At 39.6% G+C, this 20,597-nt stretch carries 15 protein-coding genes; 10 read left to right on the forward strand and 5 right to left on the reverse strand.

The features are described 5' to 3' along the window. The first annotated feature begins 22 nt into the window (after positions 1-22). The 5 genes from D0T60_RS17235 to D0T60_RS17255 all read left to right on the forward strand — a co-directional run bounded on the left by D0T60_RS17235 (position 23) and on the right by D0T60_RS17255 (position 7,211). Positions 23-1,093 (forward strand): hypothetical protein, encoded by a 1,071-nt coding sequence (locus D0T60_RS17235; RefSeq protein WP_163219499.1) that lies wholly within the window; start codon positions 23-25, stop codon positions 1,091-1,093. A gap of 122 nt (positions 1,094-1,215) precedes the next feature. Further along, on the forward strand, positions 1,216-2,208 hold the full coding sequence (locus D0T60_RS17240) for a FimB/Mfa2 family fimbrial subunit (protein ID WP_163219501.1): 993 nt from the start codon (positions 1,216-1,218) through the stop codon (positions 2,206-2,208). 28 nt (positions 2,209-2,236) lie between these two features. After that, a complete protein-coding gene (locus D0T60_RS17245) occupies positions 2,237-4,897 on the forward strand; it encodes a fimbrial protein (protein ID WP_163219503.1) in 2,661 nt (886 codons plus the stop codon). 813 nt (positions 4,898-5,710) lie between these two features. Next, positions 5,711-6,463, forward strand: coding sequence for a hypothetical protein (locus tag D0T60_RS17250; RefSeq protein ID WP_163219505.1), 753 nt, complete (start codon positions 5,711-5,713; stop codon positions 6,461-6,463). Between the two features lie 13 nt (positions 6,464-6,476). Beyond that, the gene (locus tag D0T60_RS17255) at positions 6,477-7,211 is read left to right on the forward strand and encodes a HAMP domain-containing sensor histidine kinase (RefSeq protein ID WP_163219507.1); all 735 of its coding nucleotides are present in this window, start codon (positions 6,477-6,479) and stop codon (positions 7,209-7,211) included. Positions 7,212-7,645: 434 nt separating this feature from the next. Here D0T60_RS17255 and D0T60_RS17260 read toward each other — a convergent pair whose 3' ends face one another. The 5 genes from D0T60_RS17260 to D0T60_RS17280 form a co-directional block, all read right to left on the reverse strand. Further along, a complete protein-coding gene (locus tag D0T60_RS17260; RefSeq protein WP_163219509.1) occupies positions 7,646-9,205 on the reverse strand; it encodes an ATP-binding protein in 1,560 nt (519 codons plus the stop codon). A 53-nt stretch (positions 9,206-9,258) separates the two neighbouring features. Further along, the gene (gene tatC / locus D0T60_RS17265) at positions 9,259-10,065 is read right to left on the reverse strand and encodes a twin-arginine translocase subunit TatC (protein WP_163219511.1); all 807 of its coding nucleotides are present in this window, start codon (positions 10,063-10,065) and stop codon (positions 9,259-9,261) included. Positions 10,066-10,078: 13 nt separating this feature from the next. Next, entirely contained in the window at positions 10,079-10,279 is a 201-nt protein-coding gene (locus tag D0T60_RS17270) for a twin-arginine translocase TatA/TatE family subunit (RefSeq protein WP_163219513.1), read from the reverse strand. A gap of 93 nt (positions 10,280-10,372) precedes the next feature. Next, entirely contained in the window at positions 10,373-12,859 is a 2,487-nt protein-coding gene (locus D0T60_RS17275; protein ID WP_163219515.1) for a bifunctional UDP-N-acetylmuramoyl-tripeptide:D-alanyl-D-alanine ligase/alanine racemase, read from the reverse strand. Then, entirely contained in the window at positions 12,838-13,824 is a 987-nt protein-coding gene (locus D0T60_RS17280) for a GSCFA domain-containing protein (protein WP_163219517.1), read from the reverse strand. The genes D0T60_RS17275 and D0T60_RS17280 overlap by 22 nt, the downstream gene beginning before the upstream one ends. Before the next feature lie 272 nt (positions 13,825-14,096). Here D0T60_RS17280 and D0T60_RS17285 point away from each other — a divergent pair, with 272 nt between their 5' ends. The 5 genes from D0T60_RS17285 (at position 14,097) to D0T60_RS17305 (ending at position 20,593) form a co-directional block, all read left to right on the forward strand. Next, positions 14,097-14,903: a metallophosphoesterase gene (locus D0T60_RS17285; RefSeq protein ID WP_163219519.1), complete on the forward strand. Its 807-nt coding sequence runs from the start codon at positions 14,097-14,099 to the stop codon at positions 14,901-14,903. After that, on the forward strand, positions 14,884-15,513 hold the full coding sequence (locus D0T60_RS17290) for a hypothetical protein (RefSeq protein WP_163219521.1): 630 nt from the start codon (positions 14,884-14,886) through the stop codon (positions 15,511-15,513). The genes D0T60_RS17285 and D0T60_RS17290 overlap by 20 nt, the downstream gene beginning before the upstream one ends. 387 nt (positions 15,514-15,900) lie before the next feature. Beyond that, a complete protein-coding gene (gene dxs, locus D0T60_RS17295; RefSeq protein ID WP_163219523.1) occupies positions 15,901-17,796 on the forward strand; it encodes a 1-deoxy-D-xylulose-5-phosphate synthase in 1,896 nt (631 codons plus the stop codon). A gap of 3 nt (positions 17,797-17,799) precedes the next feature. After that, positions 17,800-19,140 carry a Trk system potassium transporter TrkA gene (gene trkA, locus D0T60_RS17300; RefSeq protein ID WP_163219525.1) on the forward strand — a complete coding sequence of 447 codons (1,341 nt, stop codon included), beginning with the start codon at positions 17,800-17,802 and terminating at the stop codon, positions 19,138-19,140. 1 nt (position 19,141) lies between these two features. Then, entirely contained in the window at positions 19,142-20,593 is a 1,452-nt protein-coding gene (locus D0T60_RS17305) for a TrkH family potassium uptake protein (RefSeq protein ID WP_163219527.1), read from the forward strand. Positions 20,594-20,597 lie beyond the last annotated feature (4 nt).

The following is a 20,597-nucleotide window of genomic DNA, read 5'->3' on the forward strand; positions in this document are numbered from 1 at the left end:
TATTAACTAATTTTTTTAAAACATGAAAGTAAATTTTAAGTATGCGATGATGACTATCGCAGCCCTGACAATGGGCTTAACAAGTTGTTCGAACGACAATGACAAAGTAGCAGAAAGTGAACCACAGTATCTTTCTATTAAAATTTCGGGAGTAGTTCAATCGCCAACAAGAGCGGTAGAAGCACCGGGAGAAACCACTGTAAATACTATTAAGCTCAATGACGGACACATCTTTGTAATCAATCCATTAGGACAGGTAACATACCAAGAAGCCTTGAATGTATCTCAGGCAACCAATGCTGGCCAAATATTGACAACAGCCATTCCTGCCGACTCACGCATTTATGTAATTGGTAATATTCCGACTGCGGATAATGCTACCATTACTGCTCTTACCGATTTTAACGCTATCAAGGCAGCTACTTCTGCACTGACTACACAAACCAACTACAAAGAGGCAGCTTTGGCCAATGCTGATGGTCAGCCGACAGCTATCATTCCGGGAGCAAGCAACACCGCTACGGTTAATGTATCCATTAAGCCTCTTATTTCTCGCTTGGAGCTGACTCAGGTAAAAGGAATCGGAGACATTACAAACTTCACCGTAAAAGGAGTTTATGTAGACGATTACTACCCCCAATTTACTTATGCGGGTTTGTATGCAGGAACTAAGTTTAGTCAAGGACAGAGCACTACTTTTGCCGGTATTGGCGATGCGGGTGCATGGGCACACACAAGCTTAGTAGCTGCTCCTGCAACTGGTAATGTATGGGCACACAACCTGGCAGCAGGTGGCCTACCTCGCTTCATCATCGAGTTGGAAGACGTGAAATACAATCCGGGAATTAGTGCCGGTGCACCTTTAGGTGAAGTTGACCTGAGCGGAACTACTTACTACCTAACCGTTACTGGTTATAACAATGGTGGTTTAACAGCATTCGAACGTGGAAAAATCTACCGCATCGGAGGAAATAATGGTATCGAATTCGACCAGGATGATTTGGGACTGGTTCCAAATCCGGTGGATGTAGACCTTACGTTGAATGTAACAATCCTTGAATGGGAAGTTGTTACTCCTACAGCCAACCTCTAATTTAAACAGGCTCTAAATTCCAGAGAAACCGAATAGTTTCTTAGCCATTCCGGGTGTCCGGCGCAGAATATGTGCCCGCTTCGCGGCGGGAAATGGCACAAGAAGAAATAAACATTTCAGATATGCAGAAAAAAGTAATCATTCTACTCCTGTTGGTAAGCTTGGTAAGCGCCTGTATCAAGGAGGATATGGACAAGTGTATGGGCAAAATGCGTTGGTATTTTCAGTACACATACAATAATCAAAGGCAAGATCAACTGGCCAGACAGGTAGGAAACATTCGGATTTACTTATTCGACCAAACCACCGGGAAGCTCACCGATATAATACAGGTAAACAAGAAAGACATCATTCGCGGATGGATAGAACCCGATATACCCACAGGGCTTTATACCGCCGTGGCATGGGCCACAAGTGGAGAAGAAATCACTTTGGGAGGATACCGGGAGGCAGGGATTACCACGCTCGATGAATTCCGGGTAATGCTAAACTGTAGGGCATTGGCCGAAAGCATACCCGGAGAGGCTACTCCCATGCAGCAACAATTCGACGACTTATTTTTTGCCATTGCCACCGATGTATTGGTTACAACAAGCAACGGGCGAACTGTTGAGTTCGATTTTATCAAGAACACCAACATGCTAAAGGTGAAGGTTACAGGCTTGGAATATCTGACACGTGCCATACCTTCCGAACAGCCCTTGTGTGTGTTTGTTACAGGACCTCATGAAAGTTATCTGTACAACAACCGGATAGATGCCAACACGCGCGAAGTGCATTACGAGCCTCCTTATACAGCCCTTACTGCAACAAGTATGGATTTTGATATAAAAATACAGCGGCTCGACATAGACTACCACACCCTACATCCTGTACTACTTTATATCCGTAGTAAGGGTACAGTACAGCAGGATATGGTTATTCCGATCAACATTATGGATGCCATATTGCAAACCAAAGACGCACAGGGAAAATTCGTATGGAAAAATCAGGAAGACATCGATTGCCAGGAAGAGTTTCCCATAGAGGTTTCCATACTGCACGATTTAAGTATACGGGTTTCCGTTAACGGATTCGAGATTATAGATACAAAACCCGAGATAGGAAGAGATTAAGCTAACAGATTAAATAGTAAATAGATATATGAAAAAGATTTTTAAACCACTCTTTCTTGTGGCAGTGTTACTTTCCGTCTTTTCTTGTATGAAGGATAAGGAGGTAGATGAAATGAAACAAACGACAAGCAAAAACGCACAGGTTAAACTACGTTTAAAAACACCATCAGGTTACTCAAAGGCAGAAACCCGGTCGCTTTCTTACACAGACGAAAATACCATTAATAATATTTACGTACTTGTGTTCGACAAAACAAATACATTGGTAACCATCGAGCAGGGAACAAACGTGTCCAGTACGCCGGGCAGTAGTAATCCATCATACAGTGGAGAGGGAGCGTTCACCATAACGCTTGCAGCAAGTAAAACCATGGTAGACACCTATAATCTGGTGGTGCTGGCTAATGCGCAGAGTATACTGTCTGCTACAATCGGACTGGATATAGCAAACATCAACAATAAGAGTTATTCGGATGTAATGACTAAGATATGGGATCAGATCAGCGGGCCGATGTACTCCACCGGCGGAGCTATACCAATGTGGGGAGAGAGCGGACAGCTTGTGGTAGCAGCAGGCAATAGCAGCCAAACATTGCAATTAACCCGGTCGGTAGCTCGTATTGATGTAGGAGTGGGCAAACCAACAAAAGACACAAATACAGATGCCTGGACATGGGATGGTAAAGATGTAAACAATGCGAACATTCCCTTTGTACTGAAACATGTTTATGTGATTAAACCCAATAACCGCTATGCGGTAGTAGCAGACGCTTCTGCTTTGTTGGCAGGGGAGCCGACTGTACCCACCGGAACAACCGCTTTTACCATGACCGATTCCGAGAACAATTTTGAGTTCGCAGCTACAGTCAACGCTACGGGAGGATATACATCCAGGGATATATATGTGCCCGAGGCGGATATTGAGATGGGTACATCGGCTCAAATAGGCGATGCCAACCACGCCAACCGAATGGCCTTAGTGGTAGGTGGAGAGTACAACGGTGGAACAGAAACTTTCTATCGGATTGATTTTGCGGTGAATGGTAATTTAGTTAATGTGCTTCGCAATCATCTCTATCAGTTTAATATATCGAAGGTATCGGGAGAAGGTTTTCCGGATGTGGAAACAGCTTACAACTCGCTATCAATGAATATGGCGGTTAATATTCGCGAATGGGATGAGGGAGATATTACTAATATTGTTTTCGACGGACAATACTATTTGGGAGTAAGTCAATCTGAATTCGAATTGACCCGAAAAGCCGGCAATTATGATCTGATAATCACAACCGATCATCCTAATGGCTGGGATTTAACGATTAAAGATGAAAACAAAGTCGACATGGATCCCACGACAGGATGGCTAAAAAAAGTGTCAATTAATCCGGGAATGGATGGAAAAGACACTTATACCTTTAGCGTGGAAGCATTATCTGTAGGATCGCCCAACAGAGTGGCATACCTGTATGTAACAGCAGGAAGATTAACAAATGTAGTAAAGGTAGTACAAACAGACCAATTACCTTTTATGCTACAACTCACCCCAAGCGATATACTGGAATTTGAAAGCGGGCTGGCTTTGGATCCGGCAACCCCAATAGATCCACAAACGGTAAATGTATTTTGGGAGCCAATGGAGAATTCTGCTAATTATAAAGTAAGGGCAATTGGAAGTAATGGTGGACTTACCTTCTTGCAACCAACAGGAGATTTAACAGTGGATAATCCGATAACAGGTGGAGATGTAAACCTAATGTTTCAACCAGAGAAGTTTACGGAAACAGAGGTAGACCCAAATCTGGGAAGAGATCCGTTTCTGGAAAAAATATCACGACTGGAAGTGACGGCTACTAATGATGTGGGAGAATCTATAACAAAGACGCTAACATTTAAGCAAAAAAACTATGCAGCTTTAATAACAAAGGACGATTTTTATATTTTAGAAGGTGGTGAGGGTATCGTTACAGTAAAAGCAAACACCCCTTGGCGAGCAGAACTTATATTGGGTGGTGATGCGATTGATAAAATTACTATTGGACAGGGACAAGGAGAAATTACAATAGGAGAAGAACTTAAATTTAAGTTATTACAAGGGGACGATACACACTTTGAAGGTAATTCACAAATTAGAATATATAGCCCAACAGGACGGTTTAAGGATGTGATTGTAGATATAAAGGCATATCGTCTTATATGGGTTGGTAACCTGGGCTATTTGCCTGGTATGGTAGATGAGGGTTCCACTGTGTATATGAATGCTCCACATAATACAGCACCTCACCTTGCACAAGATATCTGCAAAGCGAAAGGTTATATTTTACCTACCAGAGCAATTATTGATGCATGGTTAGCCTCATCAATACCATTTCCAACTACTGGTGCATATTGGGTAGATGAACATGGATGGCGTGGGAATCAAAGTGTCCAACCAAATGGAGGAGTATGGGAGAAAAACTTCTACTACTATGCTACAGCTGTGGTGAACGGAAGTATATCATATACGCATACATATACATTCTATCATAAACACGGGCCGTGGTCAGGAACATCCTCGTACATTAAATTCACAGCCACAACAAACGGCTATCAAAAAATGAGTGCTTATACCAACTGGACTACTGCGAGTTCTTATATATACGCAATAACAAGTTATAATACTCGTTGTGTAAAACACATTGCCACAAAGTAGAAATACAAATATGAAAAATAATTAGCAAAACAACCATAAAGGTGTGTCAGCAACCTAAGCGTTCCTTAAACATAAATAAGTACTGTAAATGATCAATTTCAGTACAGAACGTTTAAACCAATGATATTCCTTTGTGATATCCTATAAATGATGTAAAAATGATATTAAGCTACTTTTTCGCCAGGAAGTAGATAGAAACACGAGGATATTAATTACCTCTATCTATCGTCTAAGCCCTGCGAAATAATTAGAACTCCCGTCCCGAGCGGGAAACAGAAATACTCGGGATTGATGTCAGAAGGTCTCCGCTGTGAAGCGCAGTATGATGTAAAATAGGTTTTTTGCTAAAGTGATCCCGCCAGGCGTGGCGGGATTTGCTTTTTATGTACTTGTTGTGGGGTAATTGTTTTTAAGGGATATAAAACATTTACAACCGCAATGGGAATACATATATATAGGGTAGCAAAGTGTAGTTCACGGATTTAATACACAGAGAACGAGGGTTAGCGTGTTAAAATGCAACTTTTATAGGGTAAAATCTACATCATTGAGATGTGGTCATGTATTTATTTCTCTCCTTTTCACTTTTGTTTTAAGTTACATAGAGATAGTTTACGCGAAAAAAACAAAAAATTATATTAATGCAAGCCATGAGCAGATTCTACTAAAAAAATATTCATTCAACTAATTACGAACATCTACTTAGCAAAAATATCTTATAAATAAATACCTTTGTAATAGTCTAACACATATTTTTTGTATCTTTGTCATATATTACTTTTATTACTTGAAATTATTCATACAAAACAACATATGTCGATATCAAAATCTTTTAAAGAACAATACTCTATAAGTGATTTAAAAAAATACACCCAGTCACAAACCAAAATTTTTCAAAAGAACGTTTATACACAAAGCAAAATCTTAATAATTGACGATAAAATAAAAGAACACGATTACCCTTTTACAAGAAGTATTCATTTTTTAAAAGAACAATGTAATTGTAACATACATATTAAAACAGATCTAGAAAACTTAACAGATGCCGAAGCTTTTCACATTATAATTTGCGACAATGATCAGGTAGGAAAAATACTTGGTGGAAAAAAAGGAGATGGCATCTGGCTTTTAAACAAACTATACAGAGAATACCCAGAGAAGAAATACATTCTTTTCTCTGACAAAGATACTGGACTTCATAGAATTACTGCAATTAAGAAAGCTGAATTATGGAGCAAAAGAGATTTAATAACACACTCAGGAACAGAAAAAGGATTTTCCGAAGAGGTTCAGAGAGTTTTGAATGATTATGCTGACCCTTCAAAAAAATGGGAAGATATTCGTAGAGAGCTCCTTGAAGAAGGAGTATCTATTCACAGTGTAGCACAATTAGAATCTGCTTATGTCAAGTCAATTATTAAAAAAAATGAAAAGCTATTTATCAACACATCAAAAAAGATAGATACAACAGACATAATGAATGAAAGAGACATTAACATACATCAAGTCATTTCTTCAGCATCAAAAATCATAGGGACAACTATTTCTTTATTAGCTTTATTATAATAAAAACAAAGACATGGAAAACAATATTTTAAATGAAGAAGAAGGGAAACAACTAGAAACAATCATGCATGAAATTCACACATCCCTTAACAGTATAATCTCAACTATGGGCGACATTAGTCGACTTGACCTCACTCGAAAAGAAGTTCAAAATCAGGCTAAAGAAAAGATCTTAGATGTAGCAAATTACGCAGAAAGCATTCGTATGTACCTAAATTATTGGCAATTATCAAACAGCTCTGATTATTTTAAGAATGCTCCTAAACGCCCAATTGATTTATGGTGGTTGTTTACACATCCCAATGCATATTTTCTAAATTTAATGAGAAAGAAAAAAATTGAATATAATACAGAAAAATCAGAAAACATAATTCCCAGTATTAACGGCTATCCAATACTTAACGCCATTGTCAATATTCTACTGGATAACGCCGTAAAATATTCCCCTGTTGGAGGAGAGATTCTTTGTCAGTTCGAAACCACTCGCTTCGACCTTATCATCAATTTGGAAAATGACGGTCCTTACCTATCAGAAGATGAAATAGAAACAATCACCAATCATGGGAACAGAGGAAGAAATGCTATTATATCAGAAACTAATGGGCATGGTTATGGTTTAAATCTATTAGAAGAAATTATATATAACCATGGAGGAGAATTACAAATAGAGTCTTTATATTCATCAAAAGTAAATGGCATTCCTTATGGAAAGTTTATCTGCCATATAACCTTGCCTAGGTCAAATTGACAACCAAATAACATATGGTTTTTATACGATATAATTATTCGTTTTTTATAACTCTTATTGTTTTTTCAATACTCCTTTCTTTGAAGAAAAGAGTATTACTATACATTTGTATACTTAAAAACAATTTAAAACATTTCCCAAAAAACTCACCACTATAAAAGTTAGCACGGAAAATTTAGATCATTACTTCTCTAATTACATTATTTACAACATGCCTATCCACTTTTTTCTGAGTTTTAAGATGTACTACCAATCTTAAGTTCTCCTTTTTATGTATTACAAATAAAATGATTTACTCATAAAGATACTAATATTTCTAACTACTGAATTAGGCTGATAGACCAACCACTATTCAGAGACCGAAAAAGAAAGGGTTTATGTTATTCTTTTGTTTTCAAGATAGACTTATCGTCCAGTATTGAACAGCAAAAATATCATTCCACCTTCCATTCCCCTATATTTCTTTCCTCCTTATTGAAATTCACACCAACCTTCACCACTTTTCGTTCATCAACAGTATAGGGAATGAGGTAGCCCTTTTCATCTATTTGGCAGAGCGCATCTTCTACTGTTCCATCCAGTTTAAACTCAAATACATAGATATGGTCTTTGGTCTTTACAACTGCGTCGGCACGACCACGCGCACTGCGTACCTCCGATTCTACAAACTCACCTATTAGTTTGAAAACAAGGTAGAATACTACTTGGTAGTGTCGTTCGGTACGGTCGTTTAGTTCGTAAGGGAAGTCGGCAAAAAAGGCACGTAAGCGATGCATAAAGGAAGGGACATCGCCACTACGCAATTCGCGCACAAAATGTTGAATATGGAATCCTCGTTCGTTATCCGGCACAGAGGAATAAGAAGGCTGAAGGAATTTCAGAAAAGCATACTTCACCTCTTCATTAGGGAAACAGAGAGTATACATTTTAAATTCACGATCATAATCTTTAATCGTTAGATACCCACTTTGATAAATCAGTGGAATAGGATTATTCGTCTCTGCCCGGTATTCCGAGAAAGAGGATTGTTCTGCCTCTACGCCGTCGATAAGTGTACGCAGGTCATAGTTGCTCTCTTTCAGCAAATCTACGAGGAAAGTAGGTGTGCCGGTTTGGAACCAGTAATTGTCTAACCGATACTTTTTTAGGGCATTCAATACACTGAAAGGATTGAACATGCCCTCACCGTATTCGTAGAAGTGGTAACCATCATAGAGGGCAGTCATTTTCTCTACTGTTTGCTCGAAAGTAAGGTGATTGTACTCTCCTACCTTTTTTATTTCGGGGCTGAACACCTCTACCAATTCTTCTTTGGTGATGCCGCAAAGGGTATTGTAAGTGGGTTCCATACTGATATCGCTCAATTGATTGAGATCGCTGAATACATATTTCGTTACTCCTGTCAAAAATACGAAACGCAGGTAGCGGTCGGCACTTTTAAGTACTCCATAGAAGGCTTGCAATGTTTTCCGGTATTCATCCAGCAGGGGTTCATTGAGGATAGCTTGTAGCAAAGGCTTGTCATATTCGTCGATCAATACCACTACGCCACGGCCGGTTTGTTTGTAGGCACGCTGAATAACATCCATAAAGCGACCGGAGAGTGTTTCGCTTGTACTGTTTGATGCATATAAAATTTCCCACTTACGAAGTTGGAAGTCGATGATATCTACCAACTGCTCAAGCGATTCATACTTCTCCGCATTCAAATCAAGATGCAGGATGGGGTATTCTTTCCATTCTGTTTCCAGTTTCTCGATAGCCAATCCTTCAAACAAATCTTTCCTCCCCAAGAAGTAAAACTCAAAGGTAGAAAGCAGCAGACTCTTACCAAACCGACGGGGACGGCTAAGAAAATAAGGCTTACCTGTATTAGCTATTTGCCAGACCAAGTCTGTTTTATCTACATAAAGATAGCCCTCGTTGCGAATTTCCTCAAATGTCTGTATCCCTATCGGGAGTTTGCGGGTTAAGTCTATTGCTGATTTACTCATGATTCCTACGTTTTATAACTAAAACAAAAGTAAGCATAACACCCGCCATAGTACTAACATTTCTCCTCTTTGTTCTTTATCATCAGTATACTTAATTCATACAGCAGATAAAGCGGCAGTGACACAGCTGTTAGCGTAAAAGGATCTCCTGTAGGAGTAATGATAGCAGCTACCACCACAATAATCACTACCGCATGGCGGCGATATTTACGCAAGAAATCACGGTTAATGATGCCAAACACAGAGAGTAGCCAAGTTACCAAGGGGAGTTCAAAAGCGAGCCCCATGCAAAGCACCAGTACCATAAAGTTATCAATGTAGGAGTTTAAAGAAATCTGATTGACAATTGTACTACTCAACTGGTAGGTAGATAAGAAGCGAAGGGTAAGCGGATAAACCATAAAATAGCCCACCAATACACCTAAGAAGAACATCACTGTGCCTATGCCCAGCGCTTTCTTTACCCCTCTTCGTTCATGCTGATATAAAGCCGGAGATATAAACTTCCATACTTCATACAGAAGATAAGGAACCGTTGTTACTACCGACATCCAAAGTGCTGTTGAGATGTGGATAAAGAAAGGAGCAGCCAGGTTTATGTTTATTAAAGACACATGAAACTCTTGTGTAAAGAAATCATCTTTCAGATGAAAGACTTCTCCAATCCACTTCAAAAAAGAATAAAAAATAAAGTCATCATGGCAAGGAGCTAATATCACCTGATCGAATAGATAAGGCATGGCTATAAAATAGCCAATTGCTAAAATAATCCATACAATGATGAGGCGAAAAAGAATAATTCGCAATTCATCCAGATGATCCCAAAAAGTTAGTTCATCGGGCGACTTTTTCTTGGCCATTATGGAGTATTAGTTATTCTTTGTCTACTTCTTCTTTTGCCTTATTGATCTCTTCTTTTGCTTCATTTACGCCGTCTTTAAAACTGCGTACGCCTTTGCCTAAGCCTTTCATTAATTCGGGAATCTTCTTTCCTCCGAATAATAACAAGATAATCAGTGCAATAATTATAAATTCCGATCCACTCGGTAAAGAAAATAATAATAAAGGAGTCATATTCATATTTGGGTTAAGAATTAATATAAGTACAAAACTATCGAAAATTATCGAATTATGAATTATAAATTGATGAATTATTCAACTATCGAATTAGTCCTGATAATACACCCGCTTCACTCTGGAAGAAACATTCGTCAGTACCTCGTACGGTATGGTATCCAAGGCTTTGGCCAGTGTGGTTATTGGCAAGCCATCTCCGAAGATGATGACATAATCTCCTTCTTTACATTCAATGTCGGTCACATCAATCATACAAATATCCATGCAGATATTACCTATATACCAAGCTTTTTGGCCATTAACCAAACAATAAGCACAACCATTTCCTAAATGCCGGTTCAGCCCGTCGCCGTATCCAATACGGATGGAGGCTATTCTGGAATCGCGTGTTACTTTGCCTTTCCGGCTGTATCCTACGGTTTCTCCCGCAGCTACATTCCGTATCTGAAGGATAGAAGCTTTCAGCGTACTTACATTAGTCAGCATTCCTCCCGACACCGGATTTACCCCATACAGGCCAATGCCTAAACGTACCATATCATATTGAGCCTCCGGAAAACGCTCGGCGGCTGCCGAATTACAGATATGCCGTAAGATACGATGGTTGAAAGCTTCTTGCAGTTCCATAGACGCTTTTTCGAATAAAGCAATTTGTTGCTTTGTATAATCATCGAACTCGGCGCTGTCGCTCCCTGCCAGATGTGAAAACACAGAGCGGGGAATAACAGCGGTTTGGCTTTTCAGTCTTTTTATTAAGAGAGGCATTTCCGACGGATCGAATCCTAAACGATGCATGCCTGTATCTATCTTTACATGAATCGGGAAATTAGTAATTCCCTCTTTCTCTGCCATGCGAATTAAATTCTCAAGTAAGCGGAAGCTATAGACTTCCGGTTCGAGATGATAGTCGAACATGGTTTTAAGCGAGGTTAGCTCCGGATTCATAATGATAATAGTACTTGTGATTCCGGCTTTTCGGAGTTCAAACCCCTCGTCGGCTACAGCTACAGCCAGGTAATCGACATGATGTTCTTGAAGAGTTTTGGCAAGTTCGAAAGCTCCTGCACCATAAGCAGAAGACTTCACCATACAGATAGTTTTAACTCCGGACGTCAGTTTTGACTGATAATATTTTAGATTAGAAACTAAAGCCGAGAGGTTTACTTCCAAAATAGTTTCATGTACCTTTAACTCCAAAACCTCTGATATCCGTTCAAATTCAAAATATCGGGCTCCTTTTATTAAAATTACTTCATTATTGAGTTCCTTGAAAACATCCGAAGCCAATAATGCTGTTGTGTTGGGGAAAAAATATTTCTCGCCATTAAACCTGCCGGCAGCAGAAGATATATCGGAACCTACCCCGATAAGTTTGTCTACCCCACGGCTATTCAGCATCTGGGCAACCTTGCGGTAGAGTGCCTGCGTGGCTTGTCCCGTTTCAAGTATATCGGATAGGATCAATGTACGTTTCAGATTCTTATCTATGGATCGCCTATGCAAAAAGTCGAGTGCTATATCAAGAGAAACCAGGTCGGAATTATAACTGTCATTAATCAATATACATTCGTTTTTACCTTCTTTTACTTCCAGGCGCATGGCTACCGGTTCTAAAAGAGCCATCCGTTCGGTTATTATTTCGGGTGGAAGCACCAAATACAAACAAACTCCCAGGCAATTGATGGAGTTTTCGATGGAAGCATCATCTACAAAAGGTATTGTGTAAGTGTTGTCCATCCCTAAGTAATGATAGGTAATAGAAGTATGATCCTGCTTCTTTTCTATTTTGCTGATATAAAGCGGTCTGTCTTTATCAACTCGTGACCATGCAATTTCCCGGGCAGATGATAAGAACTTTAGCGTTGAATTACTGATTATTTCATTATCGCCATTGTAAATAACAATGTCGCAATCTTTAAAGAGAGCAAGTTTCTCGGTACACTTTTCCTGCATAGAGAAGAAGTTCTCCTGGTGTGCACTTCCTATTCCCGTAAATACACCAATAGTAGGTTTAATAATGGTTTGTAATGCACGCATCTCGCCGGGTTGGGAAATTCCTGCTTCAAATATTCCCAGATCCGAATCTTCATTTGTATGCCAAACAGAAAGAGGCACTCCTATTTGCGAATTATAGCTGCGAGGCGAGCGAACAATCATCCGGTCGGGGCTCAGAAGCTGATGCAACCACTCTTTTACAATTGTTTTTCCATTACTTCCTGTGATACCTATCACTGGAATACTATATTGATTTCTGTGTTGTTCTGCCAATCTCTGCAAAGCTTTCAGAGCATTGGGAACAATTAAGAAATTAGCGTCAGGATATTCCTCTATATTAATTCCTACCAATGATTTTTCTTTCGCATCACACTCTACCACGAAATTTCGTACTCCGTGTTCATACAGTTCAGGGATATAGTTTATACCATTATTCCGATTTATATGTAAAGCAAAGAAAAGGGTTTCTTCGGGAAAAGATAATGAGCGGCTGTCTGTTAATAGCCAATCAACTACACTTTTATAGTTTCCAATACGTTTGGCGCCGATCATCTCGGCCACTACTTCAATCGGGTATGACATAGGTTCAATTCTTTTTGTACATCTAAGTTCGGGTATTTTTCCTTAAGTCGTTCTATATTTAACACTATTTGTCCTAAAAAACGCTTATACTCTTCTGAGTCTTCCCGAAAGGGTTTGTGTTTTAATGCTTTTGATATATGTTTCCATTCTTTAATAACCTGCTGTGTATCAGCGCTAAAGAACACCTCTGAGAAACATTCCCACAGATATTGGATAGCTATCGAAGAGGGATGCACCATATCATCTCCATAAAAGCGATAATCGCGCAATTCATCTACAACAATCTCATAAGAAGGGAAGTATAGAATTGTTTCGGAAAACAACTCCTGCAACCGGGCTATGGCAAGCAGCAGTGTACTTTTGCTTAATTGGTTTTCGTGCAATCCGTCTTTCAGGTGACGAATGGGGCTTACCGTCATTATCACTTTCAGGGTCGGATTTAATTGCTTCAAATCAGCCAGCAGGTTGGTATAGTCTTCTACTATTTCTTCTACTGATAGCCTTCTTCGGGTAAAATTCCGCGCCGGGAGTTTGTGACAGTTGGCTACTACCTTCCCTGTTTCGATTAAAGTATATACCCATGCCGTACCCAAAGTGAGTATTAACATGTTTAGTTTGGGAAGTTGACGATGCGCCTTTTCCAAACGGACATTCATGAGCTCCAAAGCCTCCTCCGGAGAGGCGGCAGAGAATGATCCGTGATGCATATAGCTATGGTATTGGCCTCCATAAAAGAATAAATGTTCCCTATTATATAAGGTACCGGAAATCATCTCGCGCAGAGCCGTCGACAAAGACAATGGATTGTAAAGTATCCCAAAAGGATTTACATCACAATTGAACTTGTTTTCCAACAATAGCTCCCCGATATTCCCGGCAAAGCATGAACCCATTAACAACAAATTATCATTGTGGGTGATATGCAAGCCGTTTTTGGGCAGTATTACAGATGTTCTAAATTCCATTCTTACAATAACCGTATCAGTTTCGCAAATATAGGCAAAATTATATATCTTTGCGCCTTAGAAACCGTTTTGAATTTTATGGAATAATATATTATTGTTTTATATCTGGCTAAATCAGCCTTCTTTTTCGCTTAGCTATTACTTAATTCTCAGTCACATAGCCCGCTATATTCTTTCAAATAAAGCAATAGCTAAACAAAAAATAAGACTAATTTATCTCAGAATAAAATTCAAAACAGTTTCTTATTTTCGTAAACAGAGAAATAAACCTTATGAAGAAATCTAAGATTTTATCAATCTTATCCCTTATATTGCTGTGTAGCGGATGTGATTGGTTTGAATATCATCCTTACGACGGAAGAATTAGTGGAGAAACCGGAATAAACGCCAAAAACATAGCACGTATCGAAGAACTTTGTGCCGGCAAAGAAACCATACGCTTTGCTCTTATTGGCGACACACAGCGAAGCTATGACGAGACTGAAGATTTCGTAAAGCTTATCAATGCCCGTACAGACATAGACTTTGTGATACATGGCGGCGATGTTTCCGACTTTGGCTTAACCAAAGAATTTCTTTGGATGAGAGATATCCTGAATAAAATAAAGGTGCCTTATGTAACCATCATCGGCAATCACGATTGCTTGGCAAATGGCGAGCACATATACCAAAAGGTTTATGGAGAATACAACTTCTCTTTCATGGCGGGCGACACCAAATTTGTTTGTCTGAACACCAATGCCATAGAGTTTGACTACTCCATTCCCGTACCCGATTTTCAATTCATTGAAAAAGAACTGGCCGACGAACGTCCGGAGCATAAGAAAACAGTAGTAGCTATGCATGTGCCTCCTTTTGACGGTGCATTTAACAACAATGTGGCAAAGGTATTCCAACGCTATCTCAAAGAGTTTAATAATCTGCAATTCTGTGTAAACGCACATATACACTATAAATCGGTTGAAAATCTTTTCGACGATGGAGTAACTTATTATAGTTGTGCAAACATGGCTAAACGAAATTATTTAGTATTCACACTGACCCCCGACGATTATACCTATGAAAGTATTGATTTTTAGTATTTCCTTACTTATAGCCTGTACATTCCCTGCCAATGCGCAAAATAGATACGAAAAAAGGGTGGAAAAGTATCAATCTAAATGGTTATCGCTTATTCCTACCCATTCCAAACTACAATTTGCGGGGTCCATTGGTCTTCTTTCGGTAGGAGCCGGATGGGACTATGGTAAAAAAGATCAGTGGGAAACAGACCTTATCGTAGGAATTGTGCCCCGGTATTCTGCCGAATCAGTAAAAGCTACTTTTACTATCAAACAAAACTATATCCCCTGGAATATTCCATTGGGAGACAAAGGTTTTTCTGTTGATCCGTTAACCTGCGGTCTCTACATGAGTACTATTTCCGGAGATGACTTTTGGAACAAAGAGCCAAAGAAATACCCCAAAGGCTATTATAATATATCTACCAAAGTAAGATTCCATATTTACCTGGGAGAACGTATTTCATTTAAAATACCCAACAAGAAAAGATTCTTTGCTAAGGAAGTAACCTTCTTCTATGAGGTTAGTACCAGCGATCTTTATCTGGCAAGTGCATTTACCAATAGTTACCTGAAACCGCAAGACTATTTAAGTTTGGCACTCGGACTAAAATTCCAGTTCTTTTAATTTAGTTGTATTTTAACCACAGATTATAGATAATCAAAACCTTATAATCTGTGTAATCTGTTAATCTGTGGTTAATTTGCACCATGCACGACTTTATGACACACCTTCTATACTAAATTCTCATTTTTTCTCAGCAGCTTGAGAATATTTTCTCAACGGCTTAAGAATAAATACTCAAGGGCTTAAGAACAAATACTCAAACCGGTGAGATTTAGCCTGAACTTGCCCTAAACTTCTTCATTAGGCTAAGTATGAATAATCCGGATCAGAACACTTGTCCCCTCCTATCTGTTATATAAATAGGCGTAATACGTATTTTATTCAGGAAAGCTATGATTTGTTTATGGCTTTATAGTACTTTTGCAAAGTAATTAGATTAATAGCAAAATGAAAGAACACCCAACATATAGCTTGCTAAATAAAATTTTCTATCCAAAAGACATTCGCAAACTAAGCGTCGACGAGCTACCTACTTTATGTGAAGAATTAAGACAAGACATCATAAAAGAGCTTTCATGCAACCCGGGACACTTTGCAGCGAGCCTCGGCGTTGTTGAACTAACCGTAGCTTTACATTATGTATTTGATACACCTTATGATCGTATCGTTTGGGATGTAGGGCATCAGGCGTATGGACATAAAATACTGACGGGGCGCCGGGAAGAGTTTGCTACCAACCGTAAATTCAAAGGTATTCGTCCTTTCCCCTCTCCGGAAGAGAGCGAATATGACACTTTTACTTGTGGACATGCATCCAATTCAATATCTATCGCATTAGGTATGGCAGTAGCCGCCGAGCGTAACGGCGATAAACACAGAAATGTTGTTGCAGTTATTGGCGATGGTTCCATGAGCGGTGGGTTAGCTTTCGAGGGATTAAACAATACCGCTTCTACTCCTAACAATATGATTATCATTATTAACGATAATGATATGGCTATTGATAGAAGTGTGGGAGGAATGAAACAATACCTCTTTAATCTTACTACTTCCAATCGATATAATCAGTTACGCTTTAAAACATCCAGACTGCTTTTCAAATTAGGTATTCTGAATGAGGATCGTCGCAAAATATTAATTCGCCTCGGAAACAGTTTGAAGTCTTTTGTTGCCCAACAGCAAAATATATTCGAAGGGATGAACATCCGATACTTCGGTCCGATAGATGGACATAATGTGAAGAATATCACCCGGGTACTCAATGAAATCAAGAATATGAAGGGTCCTAAAATTCTTCATCTGCATACTACCAAAGGAAAAGGATTCAAACCGGCCGAAAAAGATGCTACGGTATGGCATGCTCCCGGCATGTTCAATCCGGAAACCGGAGAGCGTATTGTGGCTTGTACAGAGGGTATTCCACCTTTGTTTCAGGATGTATTCGGACATACATTATTGGAACTGGCTCAAAACAATGAAAAGATTGTGGGCGTTACCCCTGCCATGCCTACCGGAAGCTCTATGAATATATTAATGGATGCCATGCCCGACAGAGCTTTCGACGTGGGAATAGCAGAAGGACATGCCGTTACATTCTCCGGCGGAATGGCTAAAGATGGCTTAGTTCCTTTTTGTGCAATCTATTCCTCCTTTATGCAAAGGGCTTATGACAATATGATACACGATGTAGCCATTCAGAATCTAAATGTAGTATTATGTCTGGATCGTGCAGGATTGGTAGGCGAAGACGGACCAACACACCATGGAGTGTTTGACCTGGCTTATCTCCGTCCTATCCCTAACCTTACAATCTCCTCTCCTATGGACGAGCATGAATTAAGAAGCCTGATGTATACGGCACAGCTACCAGATAAAGGTCCTTTTGTGATTCGCTACCCCAGAGGAAGAGGCTCATTGGTTGATTGGAAATGCCCTTTAGAAGAGATCAAAGTCGGAACAGGCAGAAAATTGAAAGAAGGAAAAGATATAGCAGTTATCAGCATTGGCCCCATAGGTGTTACCGCCCGGAAAGCCATAAAGGAAGCCGAAAAGAGCGGACTGTCCGTTGCTCATTATGACTTGAGGTTCCTGAAACCACTGGATGAGAATCTTTTGCACGAAATTGGGCGTACATACCCAAAAGTGGTGACTATTGAAGACGGAGTTATTAAAGGAGGCATGGGTAGTGCGGTACTTGAATTTATGTCAGACAATAGCTACCAACCTGCAATTAAGCGTATGGGTATTCCTGATCAATTCATAGAACATGGCTCGACTGCTGAGCTATATCATTTATGTAAAATAGATAAAGAAGGTATAATATCTGCTTTAATAGATTTTTAAGTAATGAAAATAATTATTGCCGGAGCCGGAGAAGTAGGAACACATTTAGCCAAATTACTGTCGCGTGAGAAACAAGACATTATTCTGCTGGATGATGATGATGAAAAGCTAAGTCCTTTAAGCGCGAACTTCGACCTTATGACTGTCACCGGGTCAGCTACCTCTATAGCTAAGTTGAAAGAGGTTAATATTGATCATGCCGACTTGTTTATCGCAGTTACTCCAGATGAAAGTCGTAATATTACTGCTTGTATGCTTGCCACTAATTTGGGAGCAAAGAAGACGTTAGCCCGTATCGACAATTACGAATACTTATTACCTAAGAACAAAGAGTTCTTTAAGAACCTGGGAGTGGATTCTCTTATTTATCCGGAAATGCTCGCAGCCAAGGAGATTGTGTCCTCCATGAAAATGAGTTGGGTACGCCAATGGTGGGAGTTTTGTGGCGGATCGCTGGTTTTAATTGGCGCTAAGATGAGGGAGAAAGCCGAGATTCTCAACATTCCTCTATCCGAATTAGGGAAATCAGATATCCCCTACCACGTGGTAGTTATCAAACGGGGAAGTGATACAATTATACCAAGAGGAGAAGAGATGATTAAGTTGAATGATATTGTCTACTTCACTACTACTCGCAAATATATTCCACACATCCGTAAAATAGCCGGCAAGGAAAATGAGAATGATGTTCAAAATGTAATGATCATGGGAGGTAGCCGAATTGCCGTAAGAACAGCTCAATACGTACCGGACTATATGAAGGTGAAAATCATAGAGCAAAGCCTGACCCGCTGCAATCGCCTGACTGAATTGTTGGACGACCGCACCATGATTATTAATGGAGACGGAAGAGACATGGATCTACTGATTGATGAAGGACTTAAAAACACCGAAGCATTCGTTGCGCTAACCGGAAATTCGGAAACCAACATTTTAGCTTGCTTGGCTGCTAAACGCATGGGAGTGAGCAAAACCGTAGCCGAAGTAGAAAATATCGACTACATTGGCATGGCCGAAAGCCTCGACATTGGTACTGTTATCAATAAAAAACTGATTGCCGCCAGTCACATCTATCAGATGATGCTAAATGCCGATGTTTCTAATGTTAAATGCCTAACATTTGCAAATGCAGATGTTGCCGAGTTCACTGTTAAAGAAGGCTCCAGAATTACTAAACATAAAGTAAAAGATTTGGGGCTGCCTAAAGGAACTACTATCGGGGGGATGATTAGAAACGGAGAAGGGCAATTAGCCACAGGAAATACAATAATACAAGCAGGAGATCATGTGGTAGTATTCTGCTTGGATATGATGATTAAAAAGATAGAGAAGTTTTTTAGTTGATATGATAAATTTAAAGACCATATATAAGATCATGGGGCTTCTGGTTCTTGTGGAAACCGTCATGTTGATTTGTTGCATCGGAGTTTCTTTATTATATCAGGAAGACGATCTTATTAGTTTTACTATCACTACTGCTATTACCTTAGTTATAGGTTTGGGGCTTCTTTTAGCTGGCAGAGGTTCGGGGAATCAATTCAATAAACGAGACAGTATTATTATTGTCAGCTTTTCGTGGATTATTGTTTCGGCTTTGGGTATGCTTCCTTTTTATATTAGTGGATACATACCCGATATTACAAACGCTTTCTTTGAAACCATATCCGGATTCACCAGTACAGGGTCAACCATATTAGACGATATTGAGTCATTGCCTCATGGCCTACTTTTCTGGCGCAGCATGACACAGTGGATCGGGGGCTTGGGAATTGTGTTCTTTACGCTGGCCGTACTTCCCGTATTTGGTGTAGGGGGTGTTCAGCTCTTTGCAGCCGAAGCCAGTGGGTTTACATACGACAAGGTACATCCGCGAATTGGAACTACAGCCAAATGGATATGGAGTATCTACTCAGGACTTACCATCATTGTTGCAATACTGCTCTGGTTAGGTGGAATGAATGTGTTTGACAGCATTTGCCATGCATTTGCTACCGCAGGTACAGGAGGGTATTCCACCAAACAGACAAGTATCGAATTCTACAATTCTCCATACATTGAATATGTGATCTCTATTTTCATGACTATATCGGGCATGAACTTTATATTACTTCTATTCTTTGTGAATGGTAAGTTCAAGAAATTCTTTCAAGACACAGAGCTTAAATGGTATCTGATCTCTATTTTTACATTTACCACCATCATTACTTTAGGGCTCTATAAAACCACTCCGATGGGAGTAGAAGAGGCTTTTCGAAAAGCATTCTTTCAAGTAACCTCATTACATACTTCAACCGGGCTTGCAACAACCGACTACATGACCTGGTCTCCCTTTCTGTGGGCATTGCTTCTTATTATCATGATTATCGGGGCTTGTGCAGGAAGTACTTCGGGTGGTATTAAATGTATTCGTGTGGTTATGCTTGCCAAAATAGCCAACAATGAGTTCAAAAGGATGATACACCCCAATGCAGTGCTCCCTGTGAGAATAAACAAACGAGTAGCACCACCAACAATTGTATCGAGTGTATTGGCTTTTATCTTTGTTTATTTAGTTATTATCATTATCAGTTGCCTGATTTTAATTGCTTTAGGGGTAGGCTTCGAAGAATCTATAGGAACCGTCATATCAAGCATCGGAAATATGGGTCCCGGGGTGGGTTCCACAGGACCTGCATATTCATGGAACGCTTTACCTGATATAGCTAAGTGGCTTTGTGCTTTCCTTATGCTCATTGGCAGGCTCGAGCTTTTCACTATACTTATTTTATTCTCTCCGGGATTTTGGCGTAAAAGGTGATGCT

The organism is Bacteroides sp. 224 (assembly GCF_010500995.1).
Lineage (GTDB): Bacteria > Bacteroidota > Bacteroidia > Bacteroidales > Bacteroidaceae > Bacteroides.